The sequence below is a fragment of the Flavobacterium sp. genome (assembly GCF_036741995.1).
Taxonomy (GTDB): domain Bacteria; phylum Bacteroidota; class Bacteroidia; order Flavobacteriales; family Flavobacteriaceae; genus Flavobacterium.
In genome coordinates, this window is the sequence record NZ_DAINRG010000006.1 from 34,130 (window position 1) to 47,497 (window position 13,368).

A 13,368-nucleotide genomic window follows, 5' to 3' on the forward strand; every position below is an offset into this window, starting at 1 on the left:
CTGTTTCCGAAATTTGCCTCTGAATTTTTCAATCCAATACCATGAAAAAACATAATTACAGCGCAGGACCTTGCATCCTTCCACAAGAAGTATTCGAAAAATCGGCACAAGCCATTTTAAATTTCAATAATTCGGATTTATCCATTTTAGAAATTTCACACAGAAGTAAAGATTTTGTAGCGGTGATGGACGAAGTTCGCGCGTTGGTTTTAGAACTTTTAGGATTAGAAGGCAAAGGCTATCAGGCTTTGTTTTTGCAAGGAGGTGCTAGTTTGGAGTTCCTTATGGTTCCGCAAAACTTAATGAAAGTTGACGGCAAAGCAGCCTATCTAGATACCGGAACCTGGGCCAACAATGCCATTAAAGAAGCTAAACTTTTTGGTGAAACAGTGGTGGTGGCTTCTTCCAAAGAACAAAATTACAATCATATTCCAACGGAATATGCCATTCCTGCTGATGCCAGTTATTTCCACTGCACCAGCAACAATACCATTTTCGGAACCCAAATGAAATCGTTCCCAAAAACGAATATTCCTGTGGTTTGCGATATGAGTTCGGATATTTTTTCCAGAACTTTAGATTTCTCTCAATTCGATTTAATCTATGCCGGAGCTCAAAAAAACATGGGCGCTGCGGGTACAACTTTAGTAGTTGTGAAAGAAGAAATCTTAGGAAAATCAGGCAGAACGATTCCAAGTATTTTGGATTATGAAAAACATATCAAAGCAGAAAGCATGTACAATACACCAGCCGTTTTTGCGGTGTATACTTGTCTGTTAACATTACAATGGTTAAAAAACCAAGGTGGGATTGCTGCTATTGAAAAAGTAAACGAAGCCAAAGCCCACTTACTTTACAGTGAAATCGACAGAAATCCATTATTCAAAGGAACAGCCGTTACTGCCGACAGAAGTAATATGAACGCAACTTTCCTGTTACACGATGAAGCACACGCTCCTATCTTTGACAAAATGTGGAAAGAAGCCGGAATTTCAGGCATAGCCGGTCACCGTTCCGTTGGTGGTTACAGAGCTTCTATGTACAATGCTTTGCCTTTAGAGAGCGTACAGGTTTTAGTGGATGTTATGGTGGCGCTTGAAGAAGTAGTTAGTAAACAAAATGAAATTACAGTTTAAAAGATAAAGATGAAAGTATTAGCCAATGACGGAATTTCTGATAGCGGAATAAAAGCATTAGAAAAAGGAGGTTTTGAAGTAATCACAACCAAAGTAGCCCAAGAACAAGTGGCCAATTATATCAATGCCAATAATGTTTCCGTGATTTTAGTGAGAAGTGCCACCAAAGTTCGTAAAGACATTATCGATGCCTGCCCGGGATTAAAAATCATTGGTCGCGGTGGTGTCGGAATGGACAACATTGATGTGGATTATGCCCGCAGCAAAGGATTGCATGTGATCAACACCCCGGCTTCGTCTTCGGAAAGTGTGGCTGAGTTGGTATTTGCGCATTTGTTTACCGGAGTGCGCTTCCTGCATGATTCCAATAGAAATATGCCATTAGAAGGCGACACCAATTTTGATGGTTTGAAAAAAGCCTATGCTAACGGCATTGAGTTGCGTGGTAAAACCCTTGGTATTATTGGTTTCGGACGTATTGGTCAGGCGGTTGCTAAAATGGCACTGGGACTTGGTATGAAAGTAATCGCTGCCGATAAATTTGTGGACAAAGCCGAAGTAAAAGTAGATTTCTACAACGGACAATTCATCAATGTGGAATTTGAAACCGAACCCCTGGAAGACGTTATCCGACACTCGCATTTCATTACGCTTCACGTTCCGGCTCAGGAAGGGTATGTGATTGGCAAAGCCGAATTTGAACTGATGAAACAAGACGTGGGTATTGTAAACTGTGCCCGTGGTGGTGTAATTGATGAAGTGGCTTTGATCGAAGCTCTGGACGCTGAGAAAGTACTATTTGCCGGATTAGATGTTTTTGAAAACGAGCCATCTCCGGAAATTCAAATCTTAATGCACCCAAAAATTTCATTGACGCCACATATCGGTGCCGCAACTTTGGAAGCACAAGACCGAATCGGAACCGAATTAGCAGAACAAATCATCAGCTTGTTAAAAGTTGAAAATGTATAAGGGATAGCAATATCAAAGCTTATTGAACCACGCTTATGGCGTGGTTTTTTATTTGTTAAAGTTGCAACAAGCGCTAGTTGTTTTTACTAATTTTATATCAAATAAATGGCGATGAAAAAAATTGTTTTGGCTTTCTTATTGGTCCTCGGATTGGCTTCCTGTCATTTCGATAAGAATATTGTGGCCAAAGCTACTAAAGGAGAAACAAAAAAACCTTCCGATACCGTTCGTATTGCCAATGATTCTTTACAATATGAAGTAGTCATTATTGACTCCGGATTCAGCACCTGGTTAGCTAGTCAGGCTCGGCCAAGAGGTTATTATTCTGAAACTTATTTAGAAAACAGAAATCAAATTTATGTTTCAGAATGGAACAATCGCGCCATGCAACCCCAACGTTATAAATCAGATTTGTATGAAATGCAGATTAATTACGACAACAGCATTCACTACGGCTACGAGGTTAACTATTTGATTTACAATTATTTTATTTATTTTCAATTGGCAAATGGGGAACAATTGGCCGGATTTGTGCCAAGACCTTAAATTGATTAGCTTTGTGGAACTTTACTATTGATGGCAAATTTTAAACAGCGTTGGAATATCAGATCAAATTGGCAATTAGTTGTCATCATTGTGGTATTTGCTGTTACCGGTTCTTCAGCGGCCTATCTTTCTAAACCCATATTGGCCACTTTTGGCATCATCAAAGGAGCTATCTCCGGATGGATTTATTACCCTTTGTATATACTGCTCATTTTTCCTATTTATCAAGTATTGCTGGTTAGTTTCGGATTTTTATTCGGACAGTTTGCTTTCTTTTGGTCCTTTGAAAAGAAACTTCTGAAAAGTTGTGGATTAGGATTCCTCCTTTCTAAAAAAGAAAACCCCGAATAAATCCGGGATTTTCAACCAAAAATTATATAAGCGTAACTACTAAACTCCTATTTTTCTTGTTGGATTAAATGGAAAAAATCGTTTCGGTTTTCTTTCTCCTTAAAAATCCCCCCATACTGAATGGTCGATGTAAAACTATTTTCGTCTTTAATACCGCGACTGGAAACACACAGATGCTTAGCTTCCATCACTACAATAACATTCTCAGTGGCTAAGACTGTTTTCAATTCGTTGAAAATTTGCATTACCAAACGCTCTTGTACTTGTGGTCTTCTGGAGTAATAATCAACTATTCGATTCAATTTGGATAAACCAATCACCTTTCCGCTCGAAACATAACCAATGTGGGCTTTGCCAAAGATGGGCAAAAAATGATGCTCGCAAGTAGAATTAAAACTGATATTGGCTTCCACCAACATTTTGTCATAGTGAAAAGTGTTTTCAAAAAGCGATACTTTAGGCTTATTGACAGGATTCAAACCCGAAAATATTTCCTTGATAAACATTTTGGCCACGCGATGAGGTGTTCCTTTCAAACTATCATCCGTCATATCCAATCCTATTTCCTGCATGATGCTATGAAAGTGATTTTCAATTGTAGTCATTTTTTGTTCGTCTGTTTTAATAAATGCGTCGAGGCGCAAAGGCGTTTCTGCGGAAGTCATTTGATGATTGTCACCTATCAGTTCAAATAATTCTTTTTCAATGGGTGTGTTCATAAGAATATTTTTGTTTAACAAATATACAAAATAGTTAAACAGAAAAATAAATTCACATCAATTAATAATTTATTACAGTATAAAAAAACCTTATACCAAACAATAAAAGAAAATACTTTGTTACTTTGTGAAAAATTGAACCGGATGATTATTGCCAAAAACATTCATAAATACTACGATACGTTACACGTTTTAAAAGGAGTGGATTTACACATTCAAAAAGGAGAAATTGTTTCAATTGTGGGTGCTTCCGGTGCCGGAAAAACTACGCTTTTACAAATACTCGGAACGCTTGATAATGCCGCCAAATCCGATGAAACATCATTAACTATCAATGGCGAAAACGTATTAAAGATGAATGACAAAGCGATGTCAAAATTCAGAAACCTGCATTTGGGTTTTATCTTTCAGTTTCACCAATTATTACCGGAATTCACCGCTTTAGAAAATGTTTGCATTCCCGCTTTCATCGCCGGAAAAGACAAAAAAGAAACCGAAACCGAAGCCAAACGATTGTTGGATTATTTAGGGTTGGCCGAAAGAAGTCATCATAAACCAAACGAACTTTCAGGTGGTGAGCAGCAGCGTGTAGCTGTGGCTCGGGCGTTAATCAATAAACCAGCCGTTATTTTTGCCGACGAACCTTCGGGAAATTTAGATACCACTTCGGCTGAAAACTTGCATCAATTGTTCTTTAAGCTTAGAGAGGAATTTGGACAGACTTTTGTCATCGTAACTCATAACGAAGAATTAGCCAATATGGCCGACAGAAAACTAGTGATGAAAGACGGTTTAATAGTATAACACCATGGTACTAATTTTAATCAGTTGGATTTATCTTTTTTTTACTTCAATCAATCTTGGGATAACACTTTATAAGCTATTAAAAATAAAAGAATTACATTTTATTTTTATTTCTTTTTTTGGACTCTTTCTCACTACACTTTTTGCCAGTATTTGGGCATTATTCGGCGGTATTAACAGTGCGTTTCATTTAGTTTTATTGCTTCTGAACATTCTCATTTTTACTCAAAACAAAAAGCTTTTTAAAGAGACTATTCTAAAACTGAAACATGATTTTCTGGCTTTTTCCAAAACAATAAAAATCTTATTGGGAATTACTTTTTTACTGATTTTGGCACAATGTGCTGCCGCTCCGTTCATTGTTGATAATGAAACCTATTATATTCAAACCATTAAATGGCTGAATGAATACGGCTTTGTTAAAGGCTTGGCCAATTTGCATTTGTTCTTCGGACAAACCAGCGGTTGGCACATTACGCAAAGTGTGTTTAATTTTTCATTTCTCTACGACCGTTTTAATGATTTGAATGGCTATTGCCTGCTATTAGCCAATTACTTTGCTTTCCAAAAATTGAATGCCTATTTCACAAACAGCAATAAAATTAACTTACTTTTTGGTTTGCTGCCTTTGGCCAATGTGTTTTTCTTCCAATTTATCAGCTCGCCATCGCCTGATTTACCGGTTTATATTTTGAGCTTTTTAATTTTTGCTATTTATCTGGAAAACGAATCAAAGTCAGATGCTTTTTCAATCATAAGCATACTGGTTTTGTTTGCCATTTTCATTAAAATCACGGCGGTTGTCTTGTTACTGTTTCCTTTCCTGATTTTCCTGAATCATTTCTCAGAACTAAAAAACAGAGTACCAAGAATCAGCTTGCTTGCATTGATTTCGTTGCTTTTATTCGTTTCCAAAAATACCATTCTTACCGGTTATCCTCTATTCCCGTTGGCTTTTTTCAGATGGGATAGCTTGAGTTATACAATTCCAAAGGAAATCATGGATTTCTTTTTCAGTCCTTCCATGCTGCATTCGTTTTACATCCCTTACGGAACGCTTGATACTGCTACAGTATTTGACATCCTGAAACAGTACTTTTTAGGCAATGGTATTGATAGCATTATAGCTTTGAGCACACTGATTATGGTTGTTATATCTCCAATCGTTATCGCAAAATACTTTGCTAAAAAAACTACTTGGACCATCTATCTTGCTTTCATTTTACTATTGTCTTTGTTATGTTTTAGCTCGCCTCAATACCGATTTTATGTTCATTTTACTATCTTCTTTGGTTTGTTGTTATTAACTCTTCTATTATCCAATAAGAAACTAATCGTTCTATGTATTGAATTGAGCTTAGTTATAGTGGTAGTTTTAGTTTTTGTACCACTTTCATTTATTGGGTTAACCCAAAATAAATCACTGGCCGCTAACAGCACCTTTCATTTGGAAAACACTATTTTTCCGAAACCGAATACTAAGGAAAAAGAAATCTTTAAAAAAGCCAACAAAGGCGATTTAGATTACTATACTCCTACTGAATACTCTTTCTTTTGGATAACCGGCAATGGTGATTTACCTTGTGTTACTAGTGAGCAATTGGATTATTTTGAGACTAATTTTCACTACATTCCACAACTGCGCGGGCAAGACCTAAAAGATGGTTTTTATGCCCAAAAAGTAACGCCTCATGACTAAAGCCGAACTCAAAGATTTTCTGGAGGAAAAAGTGATTTTATACAACAATCCCAAGTTTATAGAAAGCGATCCTATCCAAATTCCGCATCAATTTTCACTGAAAGAAGACATTGAAATTGCCGGTTTTCTCACAGCTACTATTGCCTGGGGCAACCGAAAAATGATTATCAATAATGCTCAGAAATTAATGATTTTGATGGGCAATTCACCTTATGATTTTGTGATGGAGCATCAGGAGCATCATCTGGAATCACTCGAAACATTTGTTCACCGGACATTCAACAGCCAGGATTGCATCACGTTTATCAAAGCACTGCAAAATATATATCGCAATCATAACGGACTCGAAGCGGCTTTCGCAAAAAACCAACTGCCACTTTCCATGCAGGACAGCATTAGCACTTTTAAAAAATTATTCTTCGAAGTAAATCATCAACAGCGAACAACCAAACACGTTTCGGATCCTACTGCCGGTTCGGCTGCCAAACGACTTAACATGTTTTTGCGATGGATGGTTCGCGATGACAATAAAGGCGTTGATTTTGGTATCTGGAAAAGCATTCCCACAGCAGCACTCTCGTGTCCGCTCGATGTACATTCAGGCAACGTTGCTAGAAAACTAGGTTTACTCACCCGAAAGCAAAATGACGGCAAAGCGCTTTTCGAATTGGATACAGCATTACGTCAATTAGACGCCAAAGATCCTGTAAAATATGATTTTGCACTCTTCGGGTTGGGCGTTTTTGAAGGTTTCTAAAAATAAAAAGGCAACCCAACGGATTGCCCTTTCAGTATAGTCAGTAAAGTTATTTTACTTTTTTGACGCCGTCGGTGTAGCTGCCGGTGGTGGAGGCATGCAGGGCATGTCTGAATTGTAGCAATCCCTGAACAATTTCCATTGCCCTTTGTCTTTTTTATAGGCTACGATGGATTTCCCATGATCCAAATGATTCCCGTCTTTATCTGATATCGTCCAGTTACTTTCTTCCACCAAAAGGTTTTCATTTCCCCAAAGTCCGGTAGATTTTATTTCTAACTTGGCAACACCGCTTTTGAAATAATTTTCAATTTCGGTTTGTATGGCTGGCATTCCATCTTTTGAAGTGGTGTTTGGCGGCATAAATTTAGCATCGGCGGTATAACAATTTGCTACACCGCTGGCATCACCTTTGTTAAAAGCTTCGGTAAAAACAACCGTAAGACTGTCAATCGACTTTTGAGCCGCGGCCATGTCAAAAGATTTCATGACTTCTTTTTCTTCTTCTTTTTTACAACTTGTTGTTGTTAACAGAACAATTACAGTGCTACAAGCCAGTACTGTTCTTACTAGAGTGGTTCTTTTTTTCATTGGTATACTGTTTTGGTTTTTATTAAATTACGTTATGCACTTTAAAATTAGGTATTTATTATTTTATCACCGAAATCCTTTCTGCTTAATTATGAACAATTTAGGTTGACAATTTGGAAGCTATACCGTCAAAAAAGAATTCCTTACCTTTGCCGCAAATTACACCCATAATGAGCACTTTCGAGCAATTCAATCTTCCAAAATCACTTCAAAAAGCCGTTGACAGTCTTGGGCTTACTACCCCAACACCCATTCAGGAAAAATCCTTTTCGGTCATTATGTCGGGTCGCGATATGATGGGAATTGCCCAAACCGGTACCGGAAAAACCTTTGCCTACTTATTACCCATTCTGAAACAATGGAAATTTGTAGCAACAGACACGCCCAGAGTTGTCATTTTAGTTCCAACACGTGAATTGGTGGTACAGGTAGCTGCCGAGGTCGAGAAACTAACCCAATTCATGTCGGTAAGAACCCTTGGGGTTTATGGTGGGGTGAACATCAATACACAGAAAAAAGCAGTCTACAGTGGTGTAGATGTTCTAGTAGGAACGCCGGGACGTATAATGGATTTGGCTTTGGATAACGTGATTCGCTTTGATAGTCTGCAAAAATTAATCATTGACGAATTTGATGAAATCTTGAATTTAGGCTTCCGCTCGCAAGTAACTTCTATCTTAACGATGATAACAACCAAACGTCAAAACATTCTGTTCTCAGCAACAATGACGGATGAAGTGGATGAAATGCTGGAAGAATATTTTGAATTCCCGGAAGAAGTTTCTTTGGCGCCAAGCGGTACTCCTTTGGAGCAAATTGAACAATTGGGATACAAAGTACCGAACTTTTTGACGAAAGTCAATTTGATACTTGAATTACTAAAAGAGGAAGCTTTTGAAAGAGTGTTACTTTTTGTCAACAATAAAAAAACAGCAGACTTACTTTCAGATAAAATTGAAGAGTTTTACCCGAATGAGTTTGGAACCATTCACTCCAACAAATCACAGAACTATCGTTTGCAAACCATGGCCAGCTTCCAAGCCGGTGAAATTCGAGGGATTGTCACTACCGATGTAATGGCAAGAGGTTTGGATATTTCGGATGTTACCCATGTTATCAACGTAGAGTTTTCGGAGGTTCCGGAACAATACATTCACCGTATTGGTAGAACCGGTCGTGCCGATAAATCGGGGATTGCTATCAGTTTGATTAGTCCGAGAGAAGAAGAAATCATGATTGAAGCGGAAGTGTTGATGGAAAAAGAAATTCAATTCATTCCGATGCCCACAACTGTTGAAGTTGCCGTTCGTTTGTTAGAATTTGAAAAAGACAAAAAGAAACAGATGAAGTTTTTGTTGAAAAAACCAAAGCTGGAAGGTGGCGCGTCTCATCATGAGAAAATTGCCAAAAACAAAAAGGTAAACCTAGGCGGACCATCAAAAACTAAAAAGAAAACCGGAACTTCAGTGAACCGAAATATCTTAAAAAACAGAGCCGCCAAAAGAAAGAAAAAGTAGTCTCAGTGCGCAGCTTTGGCATCCACAAAAATTTTGTAAACTGTGACTGAAAACTGAAAACTATAATTATCTTTGACAAACTTTAGATAAATGCAATTCAAACACCCCGAAATTCTGTATTTCCTTTTCTTATTGGTTATCCCAATTTTGGTGCATTTATTTCAATTACGTCGTTTCAAGAAAGAATATTTCACCAACGTACAATTCCTTAAAGAACTTTCCATACAAACCCGTAAAAGTTCGACCATCAAAAAATGGCTGTTGCTTTTTACCCGATTATTGCTCCTCGCCTGCTTGATATTGGCTTTTTCCCAACCTTTTTTCACCGCCAAAGACAGCAAAAAAGCCACGAATGAAATGTATATCATTCTGGACAATTCGTATAGTATGCAAGCCAAAGGCAAAAAAGGAGAATTACTAAAACGTGCCGTGCAGGATTTGCTGGAACACACGCCGGAAGCACAGAATTTTTCCTTAATCACAAATTCCGAAACCTATTGGAATACGGATATCAAAGCGGCTCAAAAAGATTTACAGGATTTAAAATACAGCGCTACTCCTTTCCAATTAGAGAATCTGATTGCCAAAGTCAATGCCCGAAAATCGGCTTTTAATAAAGACATTATTGTCATTACCGATGCCGTTGGTTTGGAAGAAAAACAGACTAAAAGTTTCCGAAAAGAAGACAATGTCTATTTCATTATTCCCGAAGCAGAACAGAAGAATAATATTGCCATTGACAGCGTTTACATTCAACAAACATTAGACAGCTTTTATGAAATTGGCGTCAAACTCTCCGCTAATGGAGAAGATTTTAAAGAGGTGCCAATTGCTTTGTACAATAAAAACAAGCTAATTGCAAAAACCTTACTCAACTTCGATGCGAGGACCAAAACCATCAACTTTACCATTCCAAAAGAAGATTTCCACGGTTATGTTTCGATAACCGATAAAGGTTTGGCTTATGATAACACTTATTATTTCAGCATTTCCAAGCCAAGTAAAACGAATGTGATTAGCATTGGGGATGCCGATAAGAGTTCCTTTTTATCCAGAATTTATACCGCTGACGAGTTTACTTATACCAATTTTCCTTTAGCCAATTTAGATTATAATTTATTGGAAAAACAGGATGCCATTGTGTTGAATGAACTAAAAGAAATTCCGCAAGCTTTGCAAACTACTTTAAAATCGTTTGTAAATAAAGGCGGAAATCTGGTTGTCATTCCCGCTCAGGAAAGTAATGTGACAATTATGAATTCGTTCCTGGCTAACTTTGGAGCCATCCAATTGAAAGCAGCTACCATGACTGAAAAGAAAGTCACAAAAATTAACTTCAACCATCCCTTATTCAGTAAGGTTTTTGAAAAGAAGATTGATAATTTTCAATATCCGTCAACAAAAAATTCGTTTGGTTTGAGTAGTACCACACCTTCCATTTTGACTTATGAAGATCAAAGTGCTTTCCTGACATCGGTAGCCAATCCTTTATCCTCAATCTATGTTTTTGCAGCGCCGATTAATAAAACCAATAGTAATTTCCAAAACTCTCCGCTAATCGTACCAACGTTTTACAACATGGCACAAAACACACAGAAAACTGGTGTAAACGCTATGACCATTGGCGAAAGCCAGCCTTTTGTGGTGGATGCTTTAGTAGCCAAAGATGAAATTTTAACTGTAAAAAATGCCACCGAAAGTTTTATTCCGGTGCAGCAATTATTGAATACTAAAGTCAAAATGACTTTTAATGACAACCCAACGGAAGCCGGAAATTTTGGTATCTTTAACGGAGCTAATTTGGTGCAAAACATCAGCTTTAATTACAATCGAACGGAAAGCAACTTGGCATTGGCCAACCCTGAGGCAGCAGCTAATTTCAAAGAAATTGACGATATAGAAACGGTTTTCAACACCATACAAACCGACCGAACCGATACGCAAATCTGGAAATGGTTTGTGATGCTCACCCTACTCTTTTTAGCCTTAGAATTGCTCATTCAAAAATTTGTAAAATGAATCTAATCATTCGAAAAGCAACCATTGTAGATCCAAAAAGTCCTTTTCATCAGCAAACCGTTGATTTGAAAATCACCGATGGGATTATCGAAGAAATAGGCCATTCCATTCTGAATATTGAAACCCATCAGGAATTTCAACAAGAGGGTTTACATGTTTCCCAAGGATGGTTTGACACTAGCGTTTCCTTAGGAGAACCGGGTTTTGAAGACCGGGAAACCATTGCCAACGGATTAGCCGTTGCTGCCAAAAGCGGCTTCACCGGAATTGCACTGCAACCTAACTCCTATCCGGTTATTGATAATCAGTCTCAAATCCATTTTGTAAAACAAAAAGCAGCCCATGCCGCCACCGATTTGTATCCGATTGGCGCTTTAACTAAAGGCAGTGAAGGCAATGATTTAGCGGAATTGTTTGATATGAAAAACGCCGGAGCTGTAGCTTTTGGGGATTATACTAAAAGTTTGGCCAATGCAAATTTGCTCAAAATTGGTTTACAATATGTGCAGGATTTTAATGGATTACTGATTGCGTTTTCTCAAGATGAAAGCATCAAAGGAAGCGGTGTTGCCAATGAAGGCATAGCATCCACAAGATTAGGATTAAAAGGGATTCCCAACTTAGCGGAAGAATTGATAGTGGCCCGCAATTTATTTTTATTAGAATATACCGGAGGAAAATTGCATATTCCAACCATTTCAACTGCAAAATCGGTAGCCTTAATCAAAGAAGCTAAAGCTAAAGGATTGAACGTGACTTGTAGCGTTGCTGTACATCATTTAGTGCTAACCGATGAAAAACTGGAAAGCTTTGATACCCGATACAAAGTAACCCCGCCTTTGCGCAATGAAGTTGACCGAAAAGCATTGATTGCCGGTATTTTAGACAACACCATTGATTGCATCACGAGTGATCACAATCCAATAGACATTGAACATAAAAAGATGGAATTTGATTTGGCTAAAAACGGCACCATCGGATTGGAAAGTGTCTTCGGAGCTTTATTGACGGTATTACCTTTGGAGAAAACAATAGAGAAATTGACTTCCGGTAAGTCTATTTTTTCAATTGAAAATGAAGTAATTAAAGAAAAAAATAAAGCCAATTTGACTTTGTTTGGAATCGATACAGATTGGACATTTACGAAAGAACATATTTTATCAAAATCGAAAAATTCCGCTTTCCTTGGACAGCAAATGAAAGGCAAAGCCATCGGAATTTACAACAATCAAAACTTACAACTCCATGGATAAACAAACCATAGACGAAGGCAAATCAATTGCGATTACAAGCTATATTTTAATTATTGGTGTCTTGATTGCACTTTCAATGAACTCTGAAAATAAGAATCCGTTTGCTTCTTTTCATATCAGACAAGGATTAGGACTAACATTGACTTTTATAATTCTTGGGGTTTCGATAAGTAGTTTTGAAAGTATTTTGGTAGCCGCTCCCATGTGGATTTTCATATCTGTCTTGACTATTTATGGAATATTTACAGCAGCTAAAGGAGAAACTACACCACTTCCATTATTAGGTAATTTATTTCAGAAATGGTTTAAAACAATCTGATGAAAATAATAAGTCTTTCAGTATTATGCTGTTTTCTGTTAGCTTTTTGCCGGAAATCAAAAACGGAATGTTGTGCTAATGCTTCAAAAAAGGACACTATAGTAACTGAAACCCTTCCAAAACTATACTTAACTGGTGATTTTGATGGTGATAAAAAAACCGATACTTTAAACCAGTTTTTTATGTCTGCTGAATTTCCTGAAGCGATGAACGAAGTTACGTTTGGATATTCTAATGATGACGAATACCAATCTGATAAAATTGACTATTTCTTTAAACACGACATCAATGCGTTCATAAAGTCAAACAGTCAAAAGTTTAACAGTCTTAACCTTGGCGTTTGCTTTGGGGCCTTTTGTTTGATAAACCTTGGCGATATAAACAATGACGGAAAAGATGAGATTGCAATATGCATCGACTATTGTGATTACAGTCTTTTGAACAGCTGCGAGATTTATAGTTATTGCGATAACGACTGGAAACAATTAAAGCAATTCAATGTTAATGAAAATGCTTTTACCTTTGGAAAAGAGGAAGCCATAGACCAAAGTAAAATAAGGGACTACTTAGAAAAAAAGGATGGTAAATGGTATTATATGGATTATTTTGAATGGTTTGACAATGATTCGAAAGAAAAACCAACTCCTATGCGCCCCTTGAAAATTAAAAAATGTAATTAAAAGAA

Annotated in this window: 14 protein-coding genes; 12 read left to right on the forward strand and 2 right to left on the reverse strand. The window is 37.3% G+C overall.

The features are described from left to right. The first annotated feature begins 41 nt into the window (after positions 1-41). From serC to V7D82_RS04015, 4 genes are all read left to right on the forward strand, one after another. A complete protein-coding gene (gene serC / locus V7D82_RS04000) occupies positions 42-1,136 on the forward strand; it encodes a 3-phosphoserine/phosphohydroxythreonine transaminase (protein WP_333599682.1) in 1,095 nt (364 codons plus the stop codon). A 9-nt stretch (positions 1,137-1,145) separates the two neighbouring features. Further along, the gene (locus V7D82_RS04005) at positions 1,146-2,108 is read left to right on the forward strand and encodes a D-2-hydroxyacid dehydrogenase (protein ID WP_333599683.1); all 963 of its coding nucleotides are present in this window, start codon (positions 1,146-1,148) and stop codon (positions 2,106-2,108) included. Positions 2,109-2,219: 111 nt separating this feature from the next. Further along, on the forward strand, positions 2,220-2,654 hold the full coding sequence (locus V7D82_RS04010; protein ID WP_333599684.1) for a DUF6146 family protein: 435 nt from the start codon (positions 2,220-2,222) through the stop codon (positions 2,652-2,654). 30 nt (positions 2,655-2,684) lie between these two features. Further along, on the forward strand, positions 2,685-3,005 hold the full coding sequence (locus V7D82_RS04015) for a DUF6787 family protein (RefSeq protein ID WP_333599685.1): 321 nt from the start codon (positions 2,685-2,687) through the stop codon (positions 3,003-3,005). A 47-nt stretch (positions 3,006-3,052) separates the two neighbouring features. Here V7D82_RS04015 and folE read toward each other — a convergent pair whose 3' ends face one another. Continuing rightward, positions 3,053-3,724: a GTP cyclohydrolase I FolE gene (folE, locus tag V7D82_RS04020; RefSeq protein WP_333599686.1), complete on the reverse strand. Its 672-nt coding sequence runs from the start codon at positions 3,722-3,724 to the stop codon at positions 3,053-3,055. 144 nt (positions 3,725-3,868) lie between these two features. On the opposite strand from folE, the gene V7D82_RS04025 reads away from it, so the two are divergent. From V7D82_RS04025 to V7D82_RS04035, 3 genes are read left to right on the forward strand one after another with little or no spacing between them, the layout of a single operon-like run. Then, positions 3,869-4,528 (forward strand): ABC transporter ATP-binding protein, encoded by a 660-nt coding sequence (locus V7D82_RS04025; protein ID WP_333599687.1) that lies wholly within the window; start codon positions 3,869-3,871, stop codon positions 4,526-4,528. A 4-nt stretch (positions 4,529-4,532) separates the two neighbouring features. Then, positions 4,533-6,227 (forward strand): LIC_10190 family membrane protein, encoded by a 1,695-nt coding sequence (locus V7D82_RS04030; protein ID WP_333599688.1) that lies wholly within the window; start codon positions 4,533-4,535, stop codon positions 6,225-6,227. Further along, positions 6,220-6,984, forward strand: coding sequence for a TIGR02757 family protein (locus V7D82_RS04035; protein WP_333599689.1), 765 nt, complete (start codon positions 6,220-6,222; stop codon positions 6,982-6,984). Before V7D82_RS04030 ends, V7D82_RS04035 begins: the two co-directional genes overlap by 8 nt. Positions 6,985-7,038: 54 nt before the next feature. On the opposite strand, the gene V7D82_RS04040 is transcribed toward V7D82_RS04035, so the two are convergent. Next, positions 7,039-7,575, reverse strand: a complete 537-nt coding sequence (locus V7D82_RS04040) for a YybH family protein (protein WP_333599690.1) — start codon at positions 7,573-7,575, stop codon at positions 7,039-7,041. A gap of 170 nt (positions 7,576-7,745) precedes the next feature. Here V7D82_RS04040 and V7D82_RS04045 point away from each other — a divergent pair, with 170 nt between their 5' ends. The 5 genes from V7D82_RS04045 to V7D82_RS04065 all read left to right on the forward strand — a co-directional run bounded on the left by V7D82_RS04045 (position 7,746) and on the right by V7D82_RS04065 (position 13,363). Next, positions 7,746-9,092 (forward strand): DEAD/DEAH box helicase, encoded by a 1,347-nt coding sequence (locus V7D82_RS04045; protein ID WP_333599691.1) that lies wholly within the window; start codon positions 7,746-7,748, stop codon positions 9,090-9,092. Between the two features lie 90 nt (positions 9,093-9,182). Beyond that, a complete protein-coding gene (locus V7D82_RS04050; protein ID WP_333599692.1) occupies positions 9,183-11,111 on the forward strand; it encodes a BatA domain-containing protein in 1,929 nt (642 codons plus the stop codon). Then, positions 11,108-12,364 (forward strand): dihydroorotase, encoded by a 1,257-nt coding sequence (locus V7D82_RS04055; RefSeq protein WP_333599693.1) that lies wholly within the window; start codon positions 11,108-11,110, stop codon positions 12,362-12,364. The genes V7D82_RS04050 and V7D82_RS04055 overlap by 4 nt, the downstream gene beginning before the upstream one ends. Further along, on the forward strand, positions 12,357-12,683 hold the full coding sequence (locus V7D82_RS04060; RefSeq protein WP_333599694.1) for a hypothetical protein: 327 nt from the start codon (positions 12,357-12,359) through the stop codon (positions 12,681-12,683). The genes V7D82_RS04055 and V7D82_RS04060 overlap by 8 nt, the downstream gene beginning before the upstream one ends. After that, positions 12,683-13,363: a hypothetical protein gene (locus tag V7D82_RS04065; RefSeq protein WP_333599695.1), complete on the forward strand. Its 681-nt coding sequence runs from the start codon at positions 12,683-12,685 to the stop codon at positions 13,361-13,363. Before V7D82_RS04060 ends, V7D82_RS04065 begins: the two co-directional genes overlap by 1 nt. Positions 13,364-13,368 lie beyond the last annotated feature (5 nt).